The organism is Salinicola socius (genome assembly GCF_001937195.1).
GTDB lineage: Bacteria > Pseudomonadota > Gammaproteobacteria > Pseudomonadales > Halomonadaceae > Salinicola > Salinicola socius.
Window position 1 is genome coordinate 28,126 of sequence record NZ_MSDO01000014.1, and the last position, 25,544, is coordinate 53,669.

Annotated in this window: 24 protein-coding genes and 1 tRNA gene; 15 read left to right on the forward strand and 10 right to left on the reverse strand. The window is 64.0% G+C overall.

Annotated features, from left to right (window positions below):
• Window positions 1-191: 191 nt before the first annotated feature.
• The 7 genes from ribF to rplU form a co-directional block, all read right to left on the reverse strand.
• Window positions 192-1,319: a bifunctional riboflavin kinase/FAD synthetase gene (gene ribF / locus BTW07_RS10880; protein WP_075570204.1), complete on the reverse strand. Its 1,128-nt coding sequence runs from the start codon at window positions 1,317-1,319 to the stop codon at window positions 192-194.
• A gap of 74 nt (window positions 1,320-1,393) precedes the next feature.
• Window positions 1,394-2,959: a murein biosynthesis integral membrane protein MurJ gene (gene murJ, locus BTW07_RS10885; RefSeq protein WP_075570230.1), complete on the reverse strand. Its 1,566-nt coding sequence runs from the start codon at window positions 2,957-2,959 to the stop codon at window positions 1,394-1,396.
• A gap of 234 nt (window positions 2,960-3,193) precedes the next feature.
• A complete protein-coding gene (gene rpsT, locus BTW07_RS10890; RefSeq protein WP_075570205.1) occupies window positions 3,194-3,460 on the reverse strand; it encodes a 30S ribosomal protein S20 in 267 nt (88 codons plus the stop codon).
• A gap of 243 nt (window positions 3,461-3,703) precedes the next feature.
• Window positions 3,704-4,840 carry a glutamate 5-kinase gene (gene proB, locus BTW07_RS10895; RefSeq protein ID WP_075570206.1) on the reverse strand — a complete coding sequence of 379 codons (1,137 nt, stop codon included), beginning with the start codon at window positions 4,838-4,840 and terminating at the stop codon, window positions 3,704-3,706.
• A 51-nt stretch (window positions 4,841-4,891) separates the two neighbouring features.
• The gene (gene obgE / locus BTW07_RS10900; protein WP_075570207.1) at window positions 4,892-6,085 is read right to left on the reverse strand and encodes a GTPase ObgE; all 1,194 of its coding nucleotides are present in this window, start codon (window positions 6,083-6,085) and stop codon (window positions 4,892-4,894) included.
• Window positions 6,086-6,214: 129 nt separating this feature from the next.
• Window positions 6,215-6,472 (reverse strand): 50S ribosomal protein L27, encoded by a 258-nt coding sequence (gene rpmA / locus BTW07_RS10905; protein WP_075570208.1) that lies wholly within the window; start codon window positions 6,470-6,472, stop codon window positions 6,215-6,217.
• A 32-nt stretch (window positions 6,473-6,504) separates the two neighbouring features.
• Window positions 6,505-6,816, reverse strand: coding sequence for a 50S ribosomal protein L21 (rplU, locus tag BTW07_RS10910; protein ID WP_075570209.1), 312 nt, complete (start codon window positions 6,814-6,816; stop codon window positions 6,505-6,507).
• Between the two features lie 328 nt (window positions 6,817-7,144).
• Here rplU and ispB point away from each other — a divergent pair, with 328 nt between their 5' ends.
• From ispB to BTW07_RS10930, 3 genes are all read left to right on the forward strand, one after another.
• Window positions 7,145-8,137, forward strand: coding sequence for an octaprenyl diphosphate synthase (ispB, locus tag BTW07_RS10920; RefSeq protein WP_075570211.1), 993 nt, complete (start codon window positions 7,145-7,147; stop codon window positions 8,135-8,137).
• A 93-nt stretch (window positions 8,138-8,230) separates the two neighbouring features.
• Window positions 8,231-8,307: transfer RNA gene (locus BTW07_RS10925), tRNA-Pro, on the forward strand.
• Window positions 8,308-8,582: 275 nt separating this feature from the next.
• Window positions 8,583-8,930, forward strand: coding sequence for a hypothetical protein (locus BTW07_RS10930; RefSeq protein WP_075570212.1), 348 nt, complete (start codon window positions 8,583-8,585; stop codon window positions 8,928-8,930).
• A 50-nt stretch (window positions 8,931-8,980) separates the two neighbouring features.
• On the opposite strand, the gene BTW07_RS10935 is transcribed toward BTW07_RS10930, so the two are convergent.
• On the reverse strand, window positions 8,981-9,208 hold the full coding sequence (locus BTW07_RS10935; protein ID WP_075570213.1) for a hypothetical protein: 228 nt from the start codon (window positions 9,206-9,208) through the stop codon (window positions 8,981-8,983).
• A 178-nt stretch (window positions 9,209-9,386) separates the two neighbouring features.
• Here BTW07_RS10935 and rapA point away from each other — a divergent pair, with 178 nt between their 5' ends.
• Entirely contained in the window at window positions 9,387-12,341 is a 2,955-nt protein-coding gene (rapA, locus tag BTW07_RS10940) for an RNA polymerase-associated protein RapA (protein WP_075570214.1), read from the forward strand.
• A gap of 61 nt (window positions 12,342-12,402) precedes the next feature.
• Here rapA and BTW07_RS10945 read toward each other — a convergent pair whose 3' ends face one another.
• The gene (locus BTW07_RS10945; protein WP_075570215.1) at window positions 12,403-13,308 is read right to left on the reverse strand and encodes a TIGR01777 family oxidoreductase; all 906 of its coding nucleotides are present in this window, start codon (window positions 13,306-13,308) and stop codon (window positions 12,403-12,405) included.
• 288 nt (window positions 13,309-13,596) lie between these two features.
• On the opposite strand from BTW07_RS10945, the gene BTW07_RS19645 reads away from it, so the two are divergent.
• The 9 genes from BTW07_RS19645 (at window position 13,597) to BTW07_RS10985 (ending at window position 21,954) form a co-directional block, all read left to right on the forward strand.
• Window positions 13,597-13,770 carry a CbiX/SirB N-terminal domain-containing protein gene (locus BTW07_RS19645; RefSeq protein ID WP_110643981.1) on the forward strand — a complete coding sequence of 58 codons (174 nt, stop codon included), beginning with the start codon at window positions 13,597-13,599 and terminating at the stop codon, window positions 13,768-13,770.
• A 414-nt stretch (window positions 13,771-14,184) separates the two neighbouring features.
• Window positions 14,185-15,102 (forward strand): MerR family transcriptional regulator, encoded by a 918-nt coding sequence (locus BTW07_RS10950; RefSeq protein ID WP_075570216.1) that lies wholly within the window; start codon window positions 14,185-14,187, stop codon window positions 15,100-15,102.
• A gap of 136 nt (window positions 15,103-15,238) precedes the next feature.
• Window positions 15,239-16,675, forward strand: coding sequence for a deoxyribodipyrimidine photo-lyase (gene phrB, locus BTW07_RS10955; RefSeq protein WP_075570217.1), 1,437 nt, complete (start codon window positions 15,239-15,241; stop codon window positions 16,673-16,675).
• A 42-nt stretch (window positions 16,676-16,717) separates the two neighbouring features.
• Window positions 16,718-17,161: a nuclear transport factor 2 family protein gene (locus BTW07_RS10960; RefSeq protein WP_075570218.1), complete on the forward strand. Its 444-nt coding sequence runs from the start codon at window positions 16,718-16,720 to the stop codon at window positions 17,159-17,161.
• 50 nt (window positions 17,162-17,211) lie between these two features.
• Entirely contained in the window at window positions 17,212-18,003 is a 792-nt protein-coding gene (locus tag BTW07_RS10965) for an SDR family NAD(P)-dependent oxidoreductase (RefSeq protein ID WP_075570219.1), read from the forward strand.
• Entirely contained in the window at window positions 18,000-19,328 is a 1,329-nt protein-coding gene (locus tag BTW07_RS10970; RefSeq protein ID WP_075570220.1) for an NAD(P)/FAD-dependent oxidoreductase, read from the forward strand. The genes BTW07_RS10965 and BTW07_RS10970 overlap by 4 nt, the downstream gene beginning before the upstream one ends.
• The gene (locus BTW07_RS10975; protein ID WP_075570221.1) at window positions 19,325-20,152 is read left to right on the forward strand and encodes a DUF1365 domain-containing protein; all 828 of its coding nucleotides are present in this window, start codon (window positions 19,325-19,327) and stop codon (window positions 20,150-20,152) included. Before BTW07_RS10970 ends, BTW07_RS10975 begins: the two co-directional genes overlap by 4 nt.
• The gene (locus BTW07_RS10980; protein ID WP_075570222.1) at window positions 20,149-21,426 is read left to right on the forward strand and encodes an SAM-dependent methyltransferase; all 1,278 of its coding nucleotides are present in this window, start codon (window positions 20,149-20,151) and stop codon (window positions 21,424-21,426) included. The genes BTW07_RS10975 and BTW07_RS10980 overlap by 4 nt, the downstream gene beginning before the upstream one ends.
• Before the next feature lie 12 nt (window positions 21,427-21,438).
• Window positions 21,439-21,954, forward strand: coding sequence for a DUF2878 domain-containing protein (locus BTW07_RS10985; protein WP_075570223.1), 516 nt, complete (start codon window positions 21,439-21,441; stop codon window positions 21,952-21,954).
• On the opposite strand, the gene BTW07_RS10990 is transcribed toward BTW07_RS10985, so the two are convergent.
• A complete protein-coding gene (locus BTW07_RS10990) occupies window positions 21,945-23,780 on the reverse strand; it encodes a putative bifunctional diguanylate cyclase/phosphodiesterase (protein ID WP_075570224.1) in 1,836 nt (611 codons plus the stop codon). The two genes, BTW07_RS10985 and BTW07_RS10990, sit on opposite strands and share 10 nt — an antisense overlap.
• Before the next feature lie 233 nt (window positions 23,781-24,013).
• Between BTW07_RS10990 and fabA the strand changes: the two genes are divergently transcribed.
• Together fabA and BTW07_RS11000 are read left to right on the forward strand one after the other, a co-directional pair.
• Window positions 24,014-24,529, forward strand: coding sequence for a 3-hydroxyacyl-[acyl-carrier-protein] dehydratase FabA (fabA, locus tag BTW07_RS10995; RefSeq protein ID WP_075570225.1), 516 nt, complete (start codon window positions 24,014-24,016; stop codon window positions 24,527-24,529).
• Window positions 24,530-24,542: 13 nt separating this feature from the next.
• The coding region (locus tag BTW07_RS11000) for a beta-ketoacyl synthase N-terminal-like domain-containing protein (protein ID WP_075570226.1) at window positions 24,543-25,544 on the forward strand (1,002 nt) is incomplete at its 3' end.

The following is a 25,544-nucleotide window of genomic DNA, read 5'->3' on the forward strand; positions in this document are numbered from 1 at the left end:
GCTCAAGGCTGTTCGGATCGCTCAAGGCTGTGTTCGGGTCGCTCAGGGCTGTAATCGGGTCGCTCAGGGCTGTAATCGGGTCGCTCAGGACTGTAGTCGGATCGCTCAAGGCTGTGTTCGGGTCGCTCAGGGCTGTGTTCGGGTCGCTCAGGGCTGTGTTCGGGTCGACCGGGCTGTCATCAATCGTCTATTCATTCGAGAGGCGCCGGGTTCACGGGCGCGTCGGTATTCGAGGTGTCCGGCGGCAGCGGTGCCGAGGCGAGCGGAAACTGCGCCTGAGGCAAGGTGGCGGCGCAGAGCCCTCCGGTCTTGGCCGCGTAGATCTCGGCATGCGACGTTTCGGGAACCTGCGCGGCCGTCTGCCGGGGCGCCTGGAGAAAATAGTGACGGGCATCGTCAAGATCACGATGAATCTGGCTGACCAGCGCGTCGAACTCGTCGAATTTGGTTTCGCCGCGTAATTTGGCGCAGGGCACGACGGTGAGGGTCTGACCGTAAAGATCGAGTTCGCGATCCAGCAGGTGCACTTCGAGCATGGGCCGATCGGCACCGACGGTGGGCCGCCAGCCGATATTGGCGGCACCGGCGGCCCATTCACCGTTCGGCAGCCGGGTAGCGCAGGCGAATACGCCACGCAGCGCCATCGGTCGTCTCGTCAGCGGGATGTTGGCCGTGGGCACACCGATGGTACGGCCCAGTTGCCGATCACGGACGACGCGCCCCTGATAGCCATAGGGTCGCCCCAGCATGCGCGCGGCCTGGAAGAAGTTGCCGCTGGCCAGTAGTGTCCGCACCCGCGTGCTGGAGACGCGCTCGTCGTCGAGGGCAAAAGTCCGCGTATGCTCGACGGCAAAGCCGCGCTCGCGCCCGACCGCCTGCAATAGCGTGAAGTCCCCGGCGCGGTCGCAGCCGAACCGAAAATCGTCGCCGACAACCAGGTGCTCGACCTGCAGGCCGTCGATCAACACGCGCTCGATGAACTGCTGGGCGGTCAGACTGCGCAAGGCATCGTTGAATGGCAGACACAGAATGCGGTCGGCACCGTGCGCCTTGAGCAGCGCCACCTTGTCGCGCAGCCGGGTCAGCCGCGGCGGCGCCTGGTCGCCTGCGAAATATTCCCGCGGCTGGGGCTCGAAGATCACCACCGTGACCGGCAGATCCTGCGCACGGGACAGCGTCTGCAACTGCTCGAGAATGGCCTGATGTCCAAGATGCACGCCATCGAAGTTGCCGATGGTCGCCACGCAGCCACGCGACGTCCGGCCCTGCGAGTCAGGGTTTCCGGGGGGCAAATTGTGCAAGCCTCGGATCAATTCCATACCGACTCGCCATCCTCAAAGGGTGTCATTATAACCAAAGCGCTCGTCCCATCACCAAAGCGGCCCCGCTCGTGTCAGCCGTGCAGGCGAAAGTCCTTCAACCGAATCCCGCTGAGCGCCAGCCAACCGAAGTAGACGGCGGCGCCGCCAACCACCAGGGCTCCCATCATGCCGGCCCGATGCAGCGCGCTCCAGGTCACCCAGGTATGCCAATCCGGCGAGAACCACCACAGACCGCCACCCATCAGCAGGCAGCCGCCCAGGACCTGCAGTGCATAACGCCCCCAGCCGGGCTGGAAGCGCAACACGCCCTGCCGACGCAGCCCCAGCCCCAGCAGCCCGGCGTTGAGAAATGCCGACAGCGCCGTGGCCAGCGCCAGCCCGGCGTGAGCCAGCGGCACGATGAGAGCCAGATTCATGACCATGTTGGCGAACATGGCCACGATACCGATCTTGACCGGGGTCTTGGTGTCCTGACGGGCAAAATATCCCGGCGCCAGCACCTTGATCAGCATGAACGCCAATAGCCCCAGTGCATAGGCCCGCAGGCTGCGCGCGGCCATGATCACGTCGTGATCGGTCATCGCGCCGTAGTGAAACAGGCTGACCAGCAGCGGCTCGGCCAGCAGAATCAGCGCCAGTGCCGACGGCAAACCGATCAGCAGCACCATCCGCAGCGCCCAGTCGAGCATGCGCGCGAAGTGGTCCCGCGACTGATCGGCGTGGCGCTTGGAGAGCGCCGGCAGAATCACCGTGGCAATCGCGATCCCGAATACCCCCAGCGGGAGTTCCACCAGACGATCGGAATAGTAGAGCCACGAAACGCTACCGGAGACCAGGAACGAGGCCAGTACCGTATCCAGCAACAGATTGATCTGCGACACCGACACCCCGAACAGCGCCGGGGTCATCAAGCGCAGCACGCGTCTGACGCCGGGATGACGGAATCCCACCCGGGGACGTGGCATCAGCCCCAGGCGCACCAGAAAGGGTAGCTGGAACAGCAGCTGCGCCGCGCCGGCGATCAGCACACCCCAGGCCAGGCCCATGGCCGGGTCGCTCATCCAGGGCGTCAGCCAGAGAGCCGCCCCGATCATGCAGACATTGAGCAGTACCGGCGTGAACGCGGGTATCGCGAAACGCTCCCAGGTGTTGAGCACGCTGCCGGCGAACGCCGTCAACGAGATCAGCAGCAGGTACGGGAAGGTCAGCCGCAGCATCTCAGCGGTCAACGCCAGCTTGCCCGGGTCGGACTGGAAGCCGGGCGCGAACAGCCACGCGAGCCAGGGTGCGGCGGCGATGGCCATCGCCGTGATCAGCGCCAGCACTACGCTCAAGCTGCCGGACACCGCATCGAGCAGCTCGCGGACCTCGGCGCGGGTGCGCTGGGTGGCATATTCCGACAGTACCGGTACGAACGCCTGGTTGAACGCCCCCTCGGCGAATAGCCGACGCATGAAATTGGGGATCTTGAACGCCACGAAGAACGCATCGGCCCCGCTGCCGGCACCCAGCAGCGCGGCGATCACCACGTCCCGCGCCAATCCGAGTACGCGTGACAGCAGCGTCATGGTGCTGACCACCATACCGGAGCGCAACAATCCCCGGCGCGAGACAGGAGTCACCGTCTTCGCCGCCATCGCCTCGGTTACCGATTCATTGTCCGCAGGGTCGTCTGCAGGACTGTGCTGTTCGCTCATGACGCGCTGTCGCTCACTACGGGAATCCGTCATTGCACGCTTCGCCATCCGTGTAGCGGCCACGCAATCGCCGTCTCGAAATCGTCGCCAAGGAGACACCCTCTCGACGCGAGGCCACGGAAGGCAGCCACAAAAAAACCGGCCGAAGCCGGTTTTTCGTCAAGCGCGTCCGGCTCAGGCAGCCAGCGCCTTAATTCGCTTGTTCAAGCGACTCTTGATACGCGCTGCCTTCTTCTTGGACATGGCGTCCTTGTCGGCAATGCGATCGATGACCGGCTGAGCGGCCTTGAACTCGGTGTTCGCCTGCGTCTGATCGCCGGCCTGGATGGCCTTGATCACGCGCTTGATATAGGTACGCACCATGGAACGCTGACTTGCGTTGAGCTTGCGGCGGTCTTCCGCCTGACGTGCGCGCTTGCGCGCCTGTTTGGTATTCGCCACCGTCGACTCCTTGGAGATGTTGACAGTCAATTCTGTAAGTTAAATCACCCAGGCCAGCCTCGAAACCGCTTCAGGCAAACCTGAATGATTCGGCCGAATGTTCAATGGCACCCGAATGTGAAGCGTTTCGGGAACCATTTTCGACTGCCGTTAGCGCAGTCTTCAACGGGCCATGTCTGAGAGGATGCGGGATTCTATCACACGCCCCCGAGGTGATCCAGCGTCAACTGGAGTGCCATCAGGTCAGATCACCACCAGATTGTCACGATGGATCAGCTCCGGCGCTTCCATGTAACCCAGGATTTCCGCAATGCGCTGGCTGGGCTGCCCCACGATCTGCATGGCATCGACACTCGAATAGTTGATCAGCCCCTTGGCAACCCGCGTGCCCTGCTCGTCGACACAGACCACCATGTCGCCGCGCCGGAAGGTACCCTGCACCCGCTTGACGCCGACCGGCAGCAAGCTGGAGCCCTGCGAGCGCAACACGTTGACCGCGCCGGCATCCAGCGTCAGCGTGCCGCGTACCTGCAGCTGACCGGCAAGCCAGCGCTTGCGGGCGGCCAGCGGGGCGTGATCCGGGTGAAGCAGCGTGCCCAGCGATTCACCTTCGAGCAGCCGAGTCAGCACTGACGGCTGACGTCCGCTGGCGATCGCCGTGACCGCCCCGGAGCGCGCCGCCAGCCGCGCCGCGCGCAGCTTGGTCGCCATGCCGCCCCGGCCCAGCGCGCCACCCCCGCCGGCGACCGCATCCAGCAGCGGGTCGTCCGCCTGACCTTCGCCGATCAGCCTGGCAGCGGGATCGTGCCGTGGATCGGCGTCGAACAGACCCTCCTGATCGGTCAGGATCAGCAGCGCATCGGCCTCGAGCAGATTGGCAACGAGCGCGCCCAGGGTATCGTTGTCGCCGAAGCGGATCTCGTCGGTGACCACGGTGTCGTTTTCATTGATCACCGGAATCACGCCGAGCTGAACCAGCGTGCGCAGCGCTGACCGCGCGTTGAGATAGCGCTTGCGATTGGAGAGATCGTCGTGGGTCAGCAGCACCTGGGCACTGCGTAGATGGTGGCGGGCGAAATGCGTTTCGTAGCATTGGGACAGCCCGCTTTGGCCGACGGCGGCGGCGGCCTGCAGCTCGTGCACGGCGGTCGGCCGCGTCTGCCAGCCCAGGCGTACCATGCCCTCGGCGATCGAGCCGGACGACACCAGCACCACCTCGACGCCACGCCGATGCAGCTCGGCCATCTGATCGACCCAGCCGCCGATCGCCGACTCGTCGAGCCCGCGACCATCGTTGGTCAGCAAGGCGCTGCCGATCTTGACCACGACCCGCTTCGCGCCTTCGAGCACGCCACGCCCTACCCGCCGATCCGCCGTCATCTTTCTCTCCGCCTGATTGCCGGCCCCGAACCTCCGCCAGCCACGTTGCCGTTACCGCGTGTATTCGATCTCGACATCATGATCGTCGTCATCGTCGTCGAACTCATCGACGATTTCGCCCCGCTTGACGCGCAGGCGGGTCTGGTGCGCCTCCACCCGCTCCACCGACTCGGCCTCCATACGCCGGCGCATGTCGCGCTCACGTTCGGCAGCCTCCTCGTCTTCGTTCTCCAGCTGACGCTGCTCGGTCAGCCAGCGGTGTGCCGCCTGAACCAACTCACCGGTGCCGTCGCTTGAGATCGCCGCAACCTGGAACACCGGGCCCTGCCAGCCGAGACGCGAAACGATATCCGCGACCCGCGCCTCGCGATCTTCCGCCGGCAACAGATCGAGCTTGTTGATCACCAGCCAGCGCGGCAGCTCCGAAAGCGTCGGCGAGAACTGCTCCAGCTCCTGAGCGATCGCCTCGACGGCCGCGACAGGGTCTGACTCGTCGAAAGGCGCCGCATCGACCACATGCAGCAGCAGCCGCGTGCGGGTCAAATGCTTGAGAAAGCGCAATCCGAGCCCGGCGCCATCGGAAGCTCCCTCGATCAGGCCGGGCACGTCCGCCATCACGAAATGCTCGTGAGTGCCGATCTTGACCACGCCCAGATTGGGTACCAGCGTGGTGAATGGGTAGTTGGCGACCTTCGGCTTGGCCGCGGAGACCGCGCGAATCAGCGTCGATTTACCGGCATTGGGCAGCCCCAGCAGGCCGACGTCGGCCATCACCTTCATCTCCAGACGCAACTTGCGTCGCTCGCCTTCGGTCCCCGGCGTGGTTCGCCGCGGCGAGCGGTTGGTCGAAGACTTGAAGTGAATGTTGCCGAGCCCGCGGCGACCACCCTGGGCCACCAGTACCACCTGGCCTTCGGCGGTAACATCGGCGATCACCTCGAGGGTGTCCTCGTCGATCACCGTCGTCCCCACCGGCACCTTGACGTGCAGGTCGTCGCCGGCCCTGCCGCTCATCTGACGACCCTGACCCTGCTGGCCGCTCTGCGCCTTGTAGAAGCGCTGGAACTTGAAGTCGATCAGGGTATTCAGCGACTCGTCGCCGATCAGGTAGACGTTGCCGCCATGGCCGCCATCGCCACCGTCGGGACCACCCCTGGGCACGTACTTCTCGCGCCGGAAGCTGAGACAGCCATTGCCGCCCCTGCCGGCTTCGACGGTGATCGAGGTTTCATCGACGAACTGCATGTCACTCTCCCGGCGGCGTGCGCCGCGCGCGTGGATGCTGCAAGACACTACCGCAAAAATGAAAAGGCACGACCGGAAAACGAAAAAGCCCCGCCTGGGCGGGGCTTTTCATGCAAGGTTCGTGACGTCTCAGGCGGAGACTACACTCACGAACTTGCGATTCTTCGGGCCTTTCTGCTCGAACTTGATGACGCCGTCACTCAGTGCGAACAGTGTATGGTCCTTGCCGATACCCACACCGGTTCCTGCATGGAACTTGGTGCCACGCTGGCGAACGATGATGTTGCCGGCTGTCGCCTTCTGTCCACCATACAGCTTGACGCCCAGGCGTTTGGATTCGGAATCGCGACCGTTACGCGTACTACCGGCGGCTTTCTTGTGAGCCATGGCGAATACCTCTCTCTGGGGGAATGTTCCGTTTAAACGGAGATTCCGGTGATCTTGACTTCAGTGAACCACTGACGGTGGCCCTGACGCTTCATGTGATGCTTCCGGCGGCGGAACTTGATGATCTGCACTTTATCGCCACGCCCGTGGGAGACGACCTCGGCAGTCACCTTGGCACCACCGATCAACGGTGCGCCGACATTGATGTCGTCACCGTCGGCAACCAGCAGAACCTGGTCGAATTCCAGGGTGTCGCCGGTCGGCACTTCCAGCTTCTCGAGCTTCAGTGTCAGACCTTCCTGCACGCGGTATTGCTTACCGCCACTCTTGATAACAGCGTACATAAGATTCTCCAGGCACTCATCGGGGTTGGCGCTCTTTCATCGACCTGCGGCGAGTGGTGCCCCTTTTGGCAACCATCTGACAGGGAGCATGATGAGTTGGGCGGCGGATTATAACGACTCCACCAGCATCCGGCAACCTTTTAGCGCATCATGTCCGCACCTGGAGCGCGTCTGCGTGGCGGCCGTGCGGTGCGCTTCCGCCCCGCTTCGGTTGACGCACCTGTAGGCGCCACCTAGCATACCCTCACACGTCCTCCTGCGGCCCAAGGCTTTCTTCAGTCCATGGCCGGTTTCGAGCGACCCCACCCGATTCATTGACAAGCCGACCATGCAATCCAACGCTGCATCCATCCATGCATCGGTGGCTGAGGACTTCGCCGCCGTCAATCGCACGATCCTCGATCAACTGACGTCGCGAATCCCGCTGGTCGAAACCATCGGTCAGTACATCATCGAGAGTGGTGGCAAACGGCTGCGCCCGCTGCTGGTGCTGCTCGCCGCGCGCGCGCTCGGCTATCCGCGAGACGGTGACGCCCCCGGTGACAAACATGTCACCCTGGCCACGCTGATCGAGTTCATGCACACCTCCACGCTGCTGCACGACGATGTCGTCGACGAGTCCAGCCGGCGGCGCGGCAAGGCCACTGCCAACGACACCTGGGGCAACGCCCCGTCGGTCCTGGTCGGCGACTTCCTCTATTCGCGCTCGTTCCAGATGATGGTCGAAGTCGGTTCGATGCGAATCATGCAGGTACTTTCCGGAGCCACCTGCGTCATCGCCGAGGGCGAAGTCCAGCAGTTGACCAACATCGGCAACGCCGACATCGAGGAAGCGGACTACTTCGACACCATTCAGGGCAAGACCGCGATGCTGTTCGAAGCAGCTTCCCATAGCGGCGCCATTCTCGCCGGCGCCGACGCCGAGCAGGAGCAGGCGCTGCGACTCTACGGCCGCTATCTGGGTCTCGCCTTCCAGCTGATCGACGACCTGCTCGATTACCAGGGTGATGCCAAGACCATGGGCAAGAACGTGGGCGACGACCTTGCCGAAGGCAAACCGACGCTGCCGTTGATCCATGCCATGCGCCGAGGGTCACCCGAACAGGCCACCCTGATCCGTCAGGCGATCAGCGACGGTGGTCTGGAGCGGCTGGACGAAGTCCTCGCCATCGTGCGTGATACCGGCGCCCTCGAATACACCCAGCGCCGCGCCGAAGAGATGGCCGAGAAGGCTCGCGTACAGCTGGAGATTCTGGCGCCCAGCACCTATCGCGACAGCATGGAGACGCTGACCCGCGTCGCCGTAGAGCGCGACGTCTGAAAGGCAGTACGATCGGGGTTGCACCGCGTCCGCCGATGCGTATAATTCACCTCCGTCGAGCAAGCCGGACAGACAGCCACTCGACGGATCCATCGGAATATAGCTCAGCTTGGTAGAGCGCTGCCTTCGGGAGGCAGAGGTCGTAGGTTCGAATCCTGCTATTCCGACCAAGAATTTCAAAACGCCCGCTCAGGCTCTGCCTGGCGGGCGTTTTTATTCCTGGAACCGACCAGCACGCGCTTCGCTGCCGGGAAGCTCGCCCGTTCGCGATTCGCTCCCCGGACGCACGCCGATGCAACCCGGCAATGCTGACTAGACAACGCAAGCGCCCGTCACACCTAAGATTAATGGCAATCGCCGGTGAAATCTCTAGAGTGAAAAAGAGCCCCCTCAGAAAGCGACTTTAGCAAAAGCCCGTTGAGGACTGCCCATCAGGAGAACGATCATGTTCATGTGGCTTCGTCCCTTCCCCGCCGTCGCGCTCTGCTTCACGCTCGCCATCACGGCACGAGCCCAGGCGCAAGACGACGAACCAGCGCCCCCGCCATGGTCGGCCAAGGCCGTCGCCGCGTCTCAGGCCCACTGTCGCGCCAACATGACTGCCAGCGGCATCGAAGGCCCCAAGGTCGAACGCTATTGCGAGTGCGCCACCGACGCCCTCCAGGCTCGCTTCACGGCGGCCGAGGTTCGCAAGATGCAGCGGGAGTACGATCCAGGCGACAAGGACGACAGCCGCCCACCCGAGCTCGACAAGACGCTCGATCAGTGTTCGCCAGTGCTGGAATCCCAGTAGCGGCTCTGCACCGTAGGGTTCATCGTGGAAGCGAGGCGCCGCAGCGCCAGTCAGACGTCGCCGCGCGCCTCGCGCCGGCGGCGTTGTCGATTACGCCGGTAGCGCCGCACCAGCGCCAGCCACGCCGCGGTCGCCAGCATCGCGGCAAGCGTCACGCCCTGCCACGGCCTGGCGGCATCGCCCATCACCGTCTCCAGCGTCAGGATCAGGATGAAACCCGTCGCCTGACTGGCAATCGCGATACGACGCAGATTGTCCCTCCGCCCTGCTCCTGCCATATCGTCTCCTCGTCACCTGGCCCACGGCCTGCCGGCCAAATCCCGCCGCGCGCCGGCGCAGTGTAACGCCATTGCCGTGGCACGCAGAATCGTTCAGTGCTTAAGGCCGCACGCGGTTTACGCTAGAATGCGTCGCCCATTCGATCCGTTCCCGCAGCGTACACACGACCGAGGCACCATGAGCGACTTCTCTCCCGGCCAGCGTTGGATCAGCGACGGCGAAACCGAGCTCGGGCTTGGCACCATTCTCACTGTCGATGCGCGCGCCGTTACCGTGCTGTTCACCGCCAGCCAGGAAACCCGCACCTACAGCGCGCGTCAGGCCCCGCTGACGCGGGTGGTCTTCGGCCCCGGCGACTGCATCGATACCGCTGACGGCGATCGACTGACCGTCGAGCGCATCGAAGAACGCGACGGCTGCGTGATCTATCACGGCCACACCGACGACACCGCGTCCGTCTCGCTCAGCGAAGCCAAGCTCTCCGACAGCATGCGCTTCCACCAGGCTCAGGATCGACTGCTGACCGGTCAGGTCGACCGCAATGATCGGTTCGAGCTGCGCTACCGCTCGCTGCACCATCATCAGCGCATCGCGCGCAGTCCGGCACTGGGCTTGGCGGGGCCGCGCATCGATCTAATCCCGCACCAGCTCTACATCGCCGATGAAGTCTCCCGCCGCCACGCCCCGCGTGTGCTGCTGGCCGACGAGGTCGGCCTGGGCAAGACCATCGAAGCCGGGCTGATCCTGCATCGTCTGCTGTTGACCGGGCGTGCCAGCCGGGCGCTGATCCTGGTGCCCGCCAGCCTGACGCATCAGTGGCTGATCGAACTGCTGCGGCGCTTCTCGCTTTCGGTCACGCTGCTGGACGAAGCCCAGAGCGAAGCGTTCGACGAAGACAATCCATTCGACAGCGGCCAGTGCATTCTCGCCAGCCAGGAGTGGCTCTTCGCCAATCCGCAGCGCCAGCGGCAGGTCGAAAGCGCTCAGTGGGATCTGCTGATCGTCGACGAGGCTCACCACCTCGACTGGTCGCCTCAGGCCGAAGGGCCTGGCTACGCCTGCATCGAACGACTGTCGAAGCGCATCGCGGGCCTGTTGCTGTTGACGGCGACGCCCGAACAGATGGGGCTGGAAAGCCACTTTGCCCGGCTGCGTCTGCTCGACCCCGACCGCTATCACGATCTCGAACGTTTCCGCGAAGAAGAGAGCGGCTACACCGCCGTGGCGGAAGCGGTCGAGGCTCTCGAACGGCTGCCGGGAGAAGCCGCCGATCATGACCGGCTCGGCGCCATACTCGATGACAGCGACAGCCGCGCGCTGCTCGAGACGCTGCTGGATGCCGAGAGCGATGCTGCACAGCAGGACAGCGTCCGGCGCCAACTGCGCGAGCAGTTGCTGGATCGTCACGGCACCGGCCGGGTCATGTTTCGCAACAGCCGGCGGCATGTCGGCGGCTTCCCCGAGCGCCATCTGCATGTCGCGTCGCTGGCGATGCCGGCGGTGTACGCCGACCAGTTCGACGAGTTGCGCCAGGGCAACGACCATTTTGCCGCCCGCCTCACGGCCGCCGATCTGGGCACCCGCGACGCGCGCCTCTATCCCGAGGCGACCTATCGCGCACTTCATGATGCCGCCGTACAGAGCGACACGCCGTGGTGGCGATTCGATCCCCGCGTGGAATGGCTGATCGGCCAGCTCGACACCCTGGGCAGTCGCCAGAAGGTGCTGGTGATCGCCCACTGGCGTCAAACCGCCGTGGATCTGGCCGAGGCCCTACGGGTGCGTGCCGGCATACAGGCCCCGGTCTTCCACGAGGAGATGAGCCTGGTCGAGCGTGATCGCGCCGCCGCCGCCTTTGCTGACGACGACAGCGGCTGCCAAGTGCTGATCTGCTCAGAAATCGGCTCCGAAGGACGCAACTTCCAGTTCTGCCACCATCTGGTGATGTTCGATCTGCCCTGGCATCCCGACCTGCTCGAACAGCGTATCGGCCGGCTCGATCGTATCGGCCAGCTGCACCCCATCGATATCCACGTGCCGGTGATCGAGCGCAGTCCCAGCGCCACGCTGCTGCGCTGGTATCACGACGGCCTGGCCGCCTTCGAAGCGCCGCACGCCGCGGGTGGCGACGTGCTCGAAGCGTTCGGCGATGCGCTGCGCGAAAGTCTTGATGACGACGGTCTTGATGGAAACGGGAGCCTGGATTCCCTGATCGAGGAGACCCGCACCTTCAACGATGCCCGCCTGGCCGAGCGCGAAGCGGGCCGCAATCGCCTGCTGGAATGGAACGCCTGTCGCCCAGAGCGCGCCGACGCGGTGATCAACGCAGTGGTGGAGCAGGATAACGACAGCGCGTTACCCCGCTACGTCGATCAGGCGCTGGACGTCTTCGGCGTCGATAGCCGGGATCTTGGCAACGGTCAGATGCACCTCACCCCCGGTTCGCACATGATCGACAGCCTGCCGGGGCTGGCTCAGGGTGACGAGGGGTTTACCGTGACCTACTCGCGCACCCGAGCGCTGGCGCGTGACGACATTCAGCGCCTCTCCTGGGAGCATCCGCTGGTGACCACCGTGATGGAGCGTATTCTCGACTCGAGTCTCGGCAACACCGCGCTTGCGCTGCTCAAGCATCCCAACATCCCCGGCGGCCGGTTGATGCTCGAGCTGATCTTTCGCACCCACTGCCCGGCGCCCAGGCGGCTGCAGCTGGGGCGCTTCCTGCCGGATACAGGCGTCCGGGTACTGCTCGACGAGAGTGGCGCCAATCTGTCCGACAAGGTCACCTTCAGCGGCCTCTCGCGCAATCTGCAACGGGTCAAGAAAGGCGTTGCGCGGGAGTTGCTGAAATCGCGCCATGACACGTTGCGCGAACTGCTGAAAAAGGGCGAGCAGGAGGCCCAGCGGGAGCTGCCGACGTTGATCGAACGCGCGCAACAGGAGATGCGGGAGGCACTCGACCTGGAACTGTCGCGACTCAGAGCCCTGGCACGGCACAATGGCGCCATCCGGGACGACGAACTTCAGGCGCTCAACGACGAACGCCAGGCGCTCGACGTCGCCATCGAAGGCGCCTCGCTGCGCCTCGACGCAGTCCGGGTGATCGTCACCGTCGACAAGGATGCCCGCTAGACGGCCTCCATCGCCGCGGTTTCCATTGCCTCCGCGCGCGGGCACGGGGGCGCGAGAGCACTCATCGCGAGACGATGGCGGCCAGTGCCTCGTCCAGCGTCGGGTAGCGGAAGGTGAAACCGGCTTCCTGCAGGCGTCTGGGACGCATGCAGGCGCCGGTCAAGAGCAGACGGGACATCTCGCCCAGTCCGAGTTTCAGCACGGGTGCGGGAACGCACAACACCGCCGGGCGATGCAGATGACGCCCCATGGCGCGGGTGAATTCGGCGTTGGTCACCGGGTTGGGCGCCGAGCCATTGAAGGCGCCGCTGAGGGTCGCCTCCTCGAGCAGAAACTCGATCGCGCCAATCAGATCCTCCCGGTGGATCCAGGGCATGTACTGACGCCCGTCCCCCAGCCGTCCGCCAAGCCCCAGCTTGAATGCCGGCATCATCTTGGCCAGCGTTCCCCCTCCCGCATCCAGCACCAGGCCGGTACGCAGGCACGCCACCCTCACCCCAAACGCCTCGGCCTTGAGCGCCTCCGTTTCCCAGGCCTGACACAGCCGATGGGCGAACTCGTCGTGCGGTGGCGTTTCCTCTGTCACGTCGCGCTCGCCCTGATCGCCGTAATAGCCCATGGCCGAACCGGAGACGAGCACTCGCGGCGCCTGGCCCCGCTGCGCCAGCTGTTCACAGAGCGCCACGACATCGCGCGTGGCGTGGCGGCGTGATTCGACCAGTCGGGTCTTCTGAGGATCGCTCCAGCGTCGGTCGGCGATCGGTTCGCCAGCGAGATTGACGATGGCGTCCGGGAGGGACGACACGAAATCCGTGGCATCGTCACCGATGCGCACGCTCTGCGGCAGCTGCTGGCGTGCGCGTTCCGGATCACGAGAGATCACCATGACCTCATGACCCGCCGCCAGGGCCCGCTCGATCAGTCGACGCCCGACGAAGCCCGTACCGCCCGTGACCAATAAACGCATGATGGATGCTCCCAGTTATACCAATGCGGTCATACCAATATTGTACAATTCGTTGAGTCTAGCAGGCCGTCGCGTGGCCGCTCGGCGTTCTCTGTGCCGTTCACCGCCGGATGGCCAGGCGACGATCCGAACCCACGACACGGGCGCATCTCGCGTGACCTGACAGGAGGCAGCATGCCACAGCCCGCCATGGTCCTGTTGACCCATGGTCAGAGCGATGTCGCTGGCGTGCCCCCTCGAGATGCTGGAGCGTAGCGGCAGCCACGGGTCGACAAGCCCGCCGCCCTCATGGCGTTGATCGGACCGCCGCTGGAAACCGGCGTGGCCGGGCTCGCCGCGCGGGGCGTTACCCGGATCGAGATACTGCCACTGTTTCTCGCGTCGGGGCGGCAACGGCGGAAAGGCTGGCGGGCCAGCTCGAAGAGACTGCCCGACACCATCCGCTCATCCTGCCACCGCTGAATTCGGTCGGCAGCATCCGGCCTTGGTCGTGCCCTCGCGGATATCGTCGAATTGCGGGCACAGGACCGATAACTGGCGCTGTTGCATTGCATGAAGATTGTACAAAGCGCTTGAACCGTACAACATATTCACCCATCCTTGGGTAATCGAGACGGTAGCATTCGTCTCGTCACGACTCGTCGAAGTCATCGACTCCGTGGCGACCGTTGCTGGATCTACCTGACGTCGGCAAATCATGAAGGCACTATTTCACGACGTAACATACCTTCAAGTCGTAACACTGCCGGCTGCGATAGACGAACGCGCGACCGATGCCCCAGCCACTCCGCCACACGCAGCGATGACTCGCAACATTGACATGAACCATCTCATTCGACGAGACGGCGCACGCAGAGACCTCGCAGGAGGATTTGCATGACTTACAAGGCCATGGATTCCAGTGCCGCGCCGCTCTATCCGATTCGTGAAGTATCGCGACTCACTGGAGTCAATTCCGTCACACTGCGTGCCTGGGAGCGCCGCTACGGCCTGATTCGCCCCCAGCGCACGCCGAAAGGTCACCGCCTCTACGGCCGTGACGATATCGAACGCGTCGAGCGCATCCTGCAGTGGCTCAACCGGGGCGTTCCGGTAAGCCAGGTGCGCGAACTCATCGATCAGCCGGAAACCGTCGAGACGCCTGCGCCGCAGATGGGCGACTGGGCCAGCCAGCGCCAGCATCTGATTCAGGCAGTGGAGGCTTTCGACTCCGGGCGACTGGAAGTGCTGTTCAACCAGAGTCTGGCGCTGTATCCGGTCAGTCTCTGCATCGCCGAGCTCTGGCAGCCGGTCATTTCGCAGTTGGAAGAGCGCTGGGGCGACCAGTTCGGCGCGACGCTTCAACGACGACTGCTGGAATCGTTTCTGCGCACCCGTATCGGGACTCGCATCTACCATGCCAATCAGTTGAGCAACGCCGGTGAGGTGCTGGTCGCTCGGCTGCCGGAAGACAGCAGTGGCTTCTGGGCGATGCTGATGGGACTGGCCGCTTCGGCCGCCGGCTACCGGGTACATTTGATGGATGGCGAGCTGCCATTGAGCGAGTTTCCACTGGCCGCCGAACGACTCGGCGTCACGGCGCTGCTGCTCGCCAGTGGCCATGCCGAGCGTAGCGACGTCATTCGCCGCCAGCTTCCCCGCCTTGCCGAACAGTCCAGGGCGCCGGTATGCCTAGTCGGCCCCATTGCCCGCATTCGCGTCGGCGATTTCGAGAACACCGCTGTCGCCGTGCTGGGTGAGGACATGAGCCAGGCATTGAGCCGATTGCGCGCGATGCTCGATGCCGACGGCTGAATCCGGTCTGCAGAGACGGGACCCGGCGTTCGCACCATTGGTCGAGACAACCGATCGGCAACCGGTTGCGGATTAGCGCGATGAACACCACGCGACGCAGGGACGCGTCGCTCACTTACCGGCAAGGGATGTGCCCATGTCCTCCGTGCAACTGGTCTGGTTTCGCAACGACCTGAGAACGCTCGATCATTCCGCGTTGAGCGCAGCGGCCGCCAAAGGTCCGGTCGTCGGCATCCATCTCGCCTGCAGGCGTCAGTGGCGCAGCCACGACCATGGCGCCAACAAGATCTCGTTTCTGCATCGTGGGGTCGTCGCTCTGCAGAAAGAGTTGGCCGCGCTCGACATTCCCCTGCTCTATGCGGATATCCACGATTTCGCCGCGGCTCCGAAGGCACTACTCGATGCTGCCCGACGCTGCGATGCCGAAGCGCTGCACTTCAACCGCGAGTACCCGCTGGATGAGCGCGTGCGCGACGAGAAAGTCGCCGACGCCTTCGAGCAGGCTGGGATATCGTCATTCAGCTACGCCGACCACATCGCTTTCGAACCGGGCGAGCTGCTGACGGGGCAGGATGAGTACTACAAGGTTTTCACTCCCTTTGCCAAAGCGTGGCATCAGCGTATCGATGCCGATCAGCTGGCATTGCGTGATACCCCCCGACGTCAGACTCGGCTGGATATCGCCAGCGACCCGATTCCCGAGCTTCCCGAACCGGATCGCTCTGACATTGTCTCTACGTCATCCTCCCGCGTCGAGGACGAGCCCTGGCCAGCAGGTCAGGAAGCCGCCGCCGACCGGTTATCCCATTTTCTGAAGCAGCGTGCCCGCCGTTACGACAACGACCGCGACTTTCCCGCCGTTGCCGGCACCAGCGAGCTTTCCGCCTATCTCTCGGCCGGGATGATCTCGTACCGCCAGTGCCTGCAAGCGGTGATGGCCAACAATGGCGGTCATCTCGCCGATGGTGATGCCGGCCTGGCAAGCTGGACCAACGAACTGGTCTGGCGCGAGTTCTATCAGCACATCGCGGTGGGTTTTCCCCGGGTCTGTCGGCGCCGCCCGTTCAAGCTCGAGACCGAGAAGCTGAACTGGCGCTACAGTGACAAGGATTTCGAGGCCTGGTGCGAGGGGCGCACCGGCTATCCGCTCGTCGATGCCGCCATGCGCCAGCTGGTCGCCACCGGCTGGATGCACAACCGCCTGCGGATGGTGACGGCCATGTTCCTGAGCAAGCACCTGCTCCTCGACTGGCGGCGCGGCGAATCCTTCTTCATGCAGCAGCTGGTCGACGGGGATTTCGCCTCCAACAACGGCGGCTGGCAGTGGGCGGCGTCGACCGGCACCGATGCGGCTCCCTACTTCCGGATCTTCAATCCGACCACCCAATCCCAGCGTTTCGACCCGGACGCTCGATTCATCGCCCGCTGGCTGCCGGAGCTGGCCGATCTGCCGGCCAAGCATCGCCATCAACCCAGTCCGGAACAGCGCCATCAAACAGGTTATCCGGCTCCGATCGTCGATCATCGACGCGCCAGAGAGCGGGCCCTCGAGGCATTCAAGAACCTGAGCTGACAAGCTCCCTTGCCATCGTCATCGGCGACGACCCAGGAGGTCATGGTGATCACGCCCGAAACTCCGAGTACCGAGTCCGTCACGCACTTCTGCGCCCTGTTCCAGCCGTTGACGGCCGATGGCCTGCCGGCACTGGCGGAGTGCTACAGCGACGACGTCGATTTCACCGATCCTCTTCATCACCATGTCGGCCGTGATGATCTCATGGCCTACTACGCCAAGCTGATGGAGGGCGTGCAACATTGTCATTTCGATTTTCATACGCGCCAATCGGTCGATGACACCAGTTTTCTGACCTGGACCATGCAACTGGCGCATCCAAGGTTGCGTAACGGACGTAACGTTACCGTGGCCGGCTGTTCTCATCTGCAGTGGCGGGGGCAACGCGTCTGCCGTCATCGGGATTATTTCGATGTCGGAGCGATGCTGTACGAACATTTGCCGGTGATGGGCTGGATGGTCAGGGGCGTCAAGAAGCGCCTGTAGTGGTCACCAGCGCTAGCGGATCGGGATTTTCAAGCAAACGAGGAAGGGTCATGGCGAGTCTATCGGGAACCCGGCGCATCTGGCTGACGGGTGCGACGTCGGGAATCGGTGAGGCGCTGGCCAAACGTCTGCTGGCCGAAGGTCACCGGGTGGCATTGACCGCACGCGGAGAAGAGGCGCTACAAGCGCTGGCCTCCGGCCACGACAACGCGCTGGTGGTACCGGCCGATCTCACCGATCGCGACGCCACGCGCCGCGCCGGCAACGCCATCGACAACGCCTTTGGCGGTCTCGACATCGCCCTGCTCAACGCCGGCACCTGCGAATATCTGGATGTTCGCCAGTTTGATGTCGAGCTGGTCGAACGGGTGTTCTCGACCAATTTCCGGGGAACGCTCCACGCCATCGAGGCAGCGCTGCCGCTGCTGCGCCAGGCGAAAGGCGGAGATCGTCGTCCGTTGTTGGCCGGCGTATCGAGCGCGGCCGCCTATCTGCCCTTGCCACGTGCAGAGGCTTACGGCGCTTCCAAGGCCGCCATCTCGCATTTTCTGGAGTCGCTGCGGCTCGATCTCGCGGCGGAGGCGATCGATGTCAGCGTGATTCATCCGGGTTTCGTCAAGACGCCGCTGACGGCGCGCAACGATTTCTCGATGCCGATGCAGATCGATGCCGACCAGGCTGCCGACTACATCATCGACGGTCTCGAGCGACGCCGGCTCGACATTCACTTCCCGAAACGTTTCACCTTCCTGATCAAGGCACTGGGGATTCTTCCGCCGACGCTTCGCCTCCGTCTCGGCCTGCGGGTCGCCAACCGGAATCGCGCCGGAGCATCGTCATGACGCCCCCCGCCCAGCGGATTGCCGTGATCGGCGGCGGCATCGCCGGCATGACCGCCGCGCACTATCTCTCCCGTCGGCACCAGGTCACACTGTTCGAGGCCGACTCACGCCTGGGCGGCCATACCGCAACGATCGATGTCGACACGGGTGCGGAACGGCAGTCGATCGACACCGGATTCATCGTCTACAACGATCGCACCTATCCGCATTTCGAGAATCTGATGGCCTCGCTGGGGGTGGCCGGCCAGGACACCGAGATGAGCTTTTCGGTTCACGAGACCGGTCGCGACTTCGAATACAATGGCCACACGCTGACCAGTCTGTTCGCCCAGCGCCGCAACCTGCTACGCCCGCGCTTCCATCGCCTGCTCAGCGACATCGTTCGCTTCAACCGGCGCGCAACTCGCGACCATCGGTCCGGCAGCCTGCCCGCGTCGCTGTCGCTGGGCGACTATCTGGCCAGCGGCGGCTACGGCGAAGATTTCCATCGCCGTTACCTTCTGCCCATGGGTGGCGCGATCTGGTCCGCCAGCGAGGCGGGCATGCGCGACTTTCCGGCTCGGTTCTTCGTGCGCTTCTTTCATCATCACGGCCTGCTGTCGCTGAACGATCGCCCGCAATGGCGCACGATAAAGGGGGGATCCCGGGCGTACATCGATCCCCTCGTCGCGCCCTACCGCGAACATGTACATCTCGATACGCCGGTGACGGCTCTGCACCGCGACGACGAAGGCGTGACGCTCGCAACCGCTGTCGGCGAACGGCGCTTCGATCAGGTGGTGTTGGCCTGCCACAGCGATCAGGCCCTGCGTATTCTCGGTGCCCAGGCCAGCGATACCGAGCGGGCGGTCCTGAGCGCCATCGGTTACCGTCGCAACCGTGTCGTGCTGCACACCGACACCGGCATGCTTCCCCGACGGCGGCGCGCGTGGGCCAGCTGGAACTATCGTCTCGACGGCCGTGATGCCGAGGCCTGCGTGCCCGTCACCTACAACATGAACATCCTCCAGCAACTGAAAAGCGACACCACCTTCTGTGTAACGCTCAACGATGATGCCAGCATCGATCCCGCTCGGGTGCTGGGCCGGTTCGAATATGCACACCCCCAGTTCACCTTCGAGGCGCAGCAGGCGCAGGCTCGCCATGGCGATATTTCCAGCGCGTCCCGGCGCACGCATTTCTGCGGTGCCTACTGGCGCAACGGATTTCACGAAGATGGCGTCTGGAGTGCGCTGCGCGTGGTCGAAGCGATCGATGGGAGCCCTGCGCAGCCATCTTCGACCCAATCAGCGGCTCCGGCCGGGCATCAGGTCGAACCGGCATGAGCGACCCCTGCTTTCACAGCCGGCTCGCCGTGGGGCGTTTGCGTCACCGCCGTTTTCTGCCTCGCTGGCACGCTTTCGATTACCGCGTGTGGATGCTGTGGCTCGATCTCGATGAGCTGCCGGCGCTACTGGCCCGGACCCCGGGGTTCGGCACCCGTCGCGGGGCACCGGCACGCTTTCGCCGCGAGGATTATCTGGCGCCCCACGAGCTGCCGCTGGCCGATGCCGTCCGCGCCCGTCTGACGACGGAGCTGGGTAGCGCGCCGACCGGCCCGGTTCGCATGCTGAGCCAGATCCGCCTGTTCGGCGTGCTGTTCAACCCGTTGACGCTGTATTACGCCTACGACGCGCACGGCAGGCTGCGGGCCGTCCTTGCCGAGGTCACCAATACCCCATGGCGCGAGCGCCAGGTCTACGCCTGCCGGGTCGATCCCGAGCGTCATTCGCACCGGGCCGAGTTCGACAAGCGCCTGCATGTTTCGCCCTTCAACCCGATGGAGATGCGTTATTACTGGCGTTTCAATACGCCGCGCTCCGCCTCATCGCATTGCCCGTCGTCGCATTCCCCCTCGTCGCATTCCGCCAAGTCGAACGGGCGCCTGATGATGCACATGGAGACGTGGCACGAAGAAGCGCGCCACTTCGACGCCACGCTGACACTGACGCTGAAGCCGGCGACCCGCACCGCCCTGGTGGCAGAGTTGATCAAGCATCCCGGCATGACGCTCAAGACCCTCATCACCATCCACTGGCAAGCGCTCAGGCTATGGCTCAAGCGCACGCCGATTCACGATCACCCCGGACGGGAGACGCCTTCGTCATGACCACCGCCCGCTCTTCCACCGCCGACCGCACCCCGGAAGCCCCGCGACTGTCGCGCTGGTTGCGCCCACGCCTGCTCAAGGCGCTCGATGCGCTGCAAGGCGGCCATCTGACATTGCGCGAAGGGGACGAGGTTCTCGAGCTGGGACAGCCGACGCCGAATACGCCACCGATCCACGTCGAGGTCACCATCCACGATGCCGATGTCTGGCGCCGCTTCGCTTTCGACGGCACCGTGGGCGTCGCCGAGGCGTACATGGACGGAGCCTGGGAAGTCGACGATCTGGTCGGGCTGATTCGCCTGTTCGCGCGCAACGTCGAACGGGTCAACGATCGGATGGAGAACGGCACCGCCCGCTTCAGTCGCTGGGCGCTGGCCGCCCTCTATACGCTACAGCGCAACACAGCGCGGCGTTCGAAACGCCACATCGCCGCGCACTACGATCTGGGCAACGAACTGTTTGCCACGTTTCTGGATCGCCAGCACTGGATGTATTCGAGCGCGGTGTTTCCCCACGCCGAGGCCACGCTGGAGGAGGCGTCGACACACAAGCTCGATATCATTCTCGACAAGCTCGCGCTGGAACCGCATCACCACTTGCTGGAGATCGGCACCGGCTGGGGAGGGCTGGCGATTCATGCGGCGAGGACTCGGGGTTGTCGCGTCACCACCACGACCATCTCCGAAGAACAGCACGCCTACACCGCGGCCCGCGTGCGAGAAGCCGGGCTCCAGGACCGCATCACGCTGCTCAAGGACGACTACCGGGACCTCGAAGGCCGCTTCGATCGGCTCGTCTCGGTCGAGATGGTCGAAGCGGTCGGCCACCAGTATCTGGGCACTTACCTGAGCTGTATCGACCGCCTGCTGACCCCCGACGGCCTGGCGCTACTGCAGTGCATCACCATTCGCGACCAGCGCTTCGAGGCGGCCAAGCGCGAAATGGATTTCATCAAGCGCCACATCTTTCCCGGCGGCTTTCTGCCTTCTCACACCGCACTGCTCTCGGGGCTGAGTCGTCATACTCAGCTCAATCTGATCGATCTCGACGAGATCGGCCTCCACTACGCGCGTACGTTGCACGAGTGGCGATTGCGCTTCGAGGCGAGTCTCGAGCAGGTACGCGAGCTGGGTTACGACGAGCGTTTCATCCGCATGTGGCGCTACTACCTATGCTACTGCGAGGGGGCGTTCCTGGAACGGGCGATCGGCACCTGCCACCTGCTGCTGGCCAAACCGGAGGCCCGACGCGCCCCTTTGACCGGCGGCGTTTAGCGCTCGCGAATCATGCCGCCATCCAACAGCCGCCTGGCACTAATCGCCAATGCTCTGATGTTTCAAGGGGGCTGGTTCGCGTGTGTACTGGGCGGTTCCGGATGGGCCAGCGTCGTCATGCCGCTGATTCTTTGGGCACACTGGCATTGGCTCGCCCGAGCCGGCGAGTGGCGGTGGTGGCTTGGATTCGCAATGACCGGCGTCATCGTCGATGGCGGGCTGATGATCGCAGGAGGGATCGAGATCGAACACGGCTCCCCATTCTGGCTCTGGGCGCTGTGGCCACTATTCGCCACGACGCTGCATCACTGTCTGGCTTGGCTTTGGTCACACCGCGCCCTGGCGGTGGCCTGCGGCATTATCGGCGGGCCGATGAGCTATCTTTCCGGCGCGGCGCTCGCCGGTGTCAATATCCAGCCTTGGGCCATCGCTGTCGAAGCCATGGTCTGGGCCATCATCTGCAGTGGAGTCGCGTGGCGCCTGGGCGGTTCCCCCCAGTCGCAGCCCGGCGGGCAGAATCAGGAATAGACGTTTGCCACGGCCTGTCGCAGCCGATTTTCCACTTCCCCGGCTGGCTGGGGTCGGGCATAGAGATAGCCCTGTACGTGGCGGCATCCTCTGGCCAGCAGGAAATCCCGCTGCTCGGCGGTCTCCACGCCCTCAGCGATCACATCCAGATTCAGACCATGGGCCATCGCCAGCACCGCCGAGGTGATCGCCGCATCGGCATGGTCGTGCGGTAGGGCGCGGATGAACTCACGATCGAGCTTCAGCTTGTCGACCGGCAGTCGCTTGAGATAGGCCATCGAGGAATAGCCGGTACCGAAATCATCGATCGCGATCTGCAGCCCTTCCCGCCGCAGCGCCTCCAGCCGCCGCGAAATGTCGCCGGCGCGCTCGTCGAGCAGTACCGATTCGGTCAGTTCCAGGCCGAGCAGTCGAGCCGGCACCCGATACTGCTTCAAGGTCGAGATCAGATGCGACTCCAGGTCGCCCTGGATCAGCTGCAGCGCCGAGAGGTTGACCCAGACGGGCAGCACGTCGAGACCCTGTCCCCGCCAGGTCGCGAGCTGCGCCACGGCCTGGTCGATGACCCAGTTTCCCAGAACCGGCATCAATCCGTGGCGCTCCGCCAGCGGAATGAACTCGCTGGGCAGGATCAGACCATGGTCGGGATGATGCCAGCGCAGCAGCGCCTCCATGCCGACCATTTCGCCGTCGTCGAGACGATGCTGGGTCTGATAGTAGAGTTCCAGCTGGGAGCCCTGAGCCAGAGCCTGGCGCAGTTCGTTGAGAATGGTCAGTTGGCGGTCGCCTTCGACTTCCAGCGAGGGGCGAAAACGTCGATCGTGGTTGCGACCGTGACGTTTGGCGCTGTAGAGCGCGGATTCGAGCCGCTGGAACAGCACGTTGGGATCGGCCCCGTCTTCCGGCGCCCGACAGCTGCCGATGGTCAATCCCAGATGCAACGAACTCTCGTCGATCTCGAACGGTTCGCTGAGATGCTGGCGCAGAGTGGCGATCCACTTGTCATGATCGTCGAACGTCGTGGTGCGAATGACCATGAATTCGTCGCCGCCCAGCCGCCCGACGATACCGCCAGCCACCTGGGCGGCCAGGCGCTGACCGAAACGTGCCAGTAGCCGGTCTCCACTATCGACACCGAGACTGTCGTTGACCGTCTTGAACGCATCGATATCGATCAGCGCCAGGTCCAGTCCCTCGCCGGCACGCAGATGACGCAAACGCGACGCCAGCAGATCATGCAGCCGCCGCCGATTGGGCAGCCCGGTGAGCGGATCCTCGAAACCGATACGACGCAGATCCTGCTCCCGTGACTTGTGCCGGGTGATATCGGTGAACAGGCCGACATAATGGGATACCCGTCCCTTGTGGTCATGACACGCCTGAACCCGCAGCCACTGGGGATACTGATCACCGTGCTTGCGCTCGTTCCAGATCTCGCCTTCCCAGCGCCCGGTGGTTTTCAGGGTCTGCCAGTAGCGATCGTAGAACGCCTTGTCGTGACGACCTGAAGAGAGGGCGGAAGGATCGAGGCCGCGGATCTCCTCGAGCGTATAGCCGGTGATCTGGGTAAAGGCGGGATTGACGATCACGATTCGATTGGCGGCGTTGGTGATCATCACGCCATCCTGGGACAGTTCGAGGGCCTGCTCGCCGAGGCGACGCCGCTGATGCTCGAGCCGGATCTGGCGCCAGCCATCGACCATGCCAATGGCGATGACCACCAGCGCCGCCAGTCGCAAGCTCAGCAACGGCAGCACGCTAGCGCCAGCGAGTGCCGCCAGCGCCAACCAGACCAGCGGTCGATTCAGCGTAAAGAAAGGCCACATAGATCGTCTTTTATCGTCGTTATCATTTGCCTGGCGGCCGTTGCAAAGACCCCGTTCCCTTTTTGCATCATGCCCCGCCGGTATTCGCCAGAGCAAGCGTCGCGCGGATCATTGCGCGGCAGATCGCACACGACTAGGCTTTGGCCGACGTGCATTCAGTGCTCGCAGCCATTAGACTGGCCGCGCCTTGGAGACGACAAGGCAAACTCTTTTTCGATTCTCGGAACCATCCAGTGACCAGACAGCACTCTTTCAGCCAAGACGATCTGCTGAAATGCAGCCGGGGGGAACTGTTCGGCCCCGGAAACGCCCAGCTTCCCGCGCCCAACATGCTGATGCTCGATCGCATCACGCGGATCAACGAGGACGGCGGCAAGTATCACAAGGGCGAGATCATCGCCGAGCTGGATATCCATCCCGACCTGTGGTTCTTCCAGTGCCACTTCCCCGGTGACCCGGTCATGCCCGGCTGCCTCGGCCTGGATGCCATGTGGCAGCTGGTCGGCTTTCATCTTGGCTGGCTGGGTAACCCCGGCCGAGGCCGCGCCCTGGGGTGTGGCGAGGTCAAGTTCTCCGGACAGATCCTGCCCAGCGCCGGCCAGGTTTCGTATCATATCGAGATCAAGCGCGTGATCACTCGACGCCTGGTACTGGGTATCGCCGACGGCACGCTGTCGGTAGATGGCCAGGATATCTACGAGGCCAAGGACTTGCGCGTCGGTCTATTTACCAATACTGAGAAATTCTGAGCGGGAGGCTTCCATGAAACGAGTGGTAGTCACCGGCCTGGGTATTGTTTCCTGCCTGGGCAATGATGCCCGGCAGGTGCTCGATGCTCTGCGCCAGGGGCGCTCCGGCATTCGCTTCAAGCCGGAATATGCCGAACTCGGCTTTCGCAGCCACGTGGCCGGTGCCGTCGATATCGATATCGAATCGCTGGTCGATCGCAAGCAGCTTCGCTTCATGGGCGATGCGGCGGCCTACGCCTACATCGCCATGCAGCAGGCGATCGAGGATGCCGGGCTCGAAGCCAGCGATATCTCCAATCCGCGTACCGGACTGATTGCAGGTTCGGGCGGCGCGTCCAGCGCCAATCAGGTCGAAGCCGCCGATGTGATGCGTGAAAAAGGTCTGCGCCGCGTCGGGCCTTACCGGGTGACCCGAACCATGGGGAGCACGGTCTCGGCGTGTCTGGCAACGCCGTTCAAGATCAAGGGTGTCAACTACTCCATCTCTTCCGCCTGCGCCACTTCGGCTCACTGCATCGGCAGTGCCGTCGAGCAGATCCAGCTCGGCAAGCAGGACGTGGTCTTCGCCGGTGGCGGCGAGGAGGAGCACTGGACGCTGTCGTGTCTGTTCGATGCCATGGGCGCACTGACCACTCACTACAACGACACGCCGGAAAAGGCCTCGCGCCCTTACGACGTGGATCGCGACGGCTTCATCATTGCCGGCGGCGGCGGGATGCTGGTGGTGGAAGAACTCGAACATGCCAAGGCTCGCGGTGCCAGGATCTATGCCGAGATCACCGGCTACGGCGCCACTTCCGACGGTCATGACATGGTGGCCCCCTCCGGCGAAGGGGCGGCGCGCTGCATGCGTCAGGCGCTCGCGGGTCTCGACGGCAAGGTCGACTACGTCAACACCCACGGCACTTCGACGCCGGTGGGCGACGTGGCCGAGCTCAAGGCGATTCGCGAAGTGTTCGGCGACAGCACGCCGGCGATGAGCTCGACCAAATCGCTGACCGGCCACTCGCTGGGC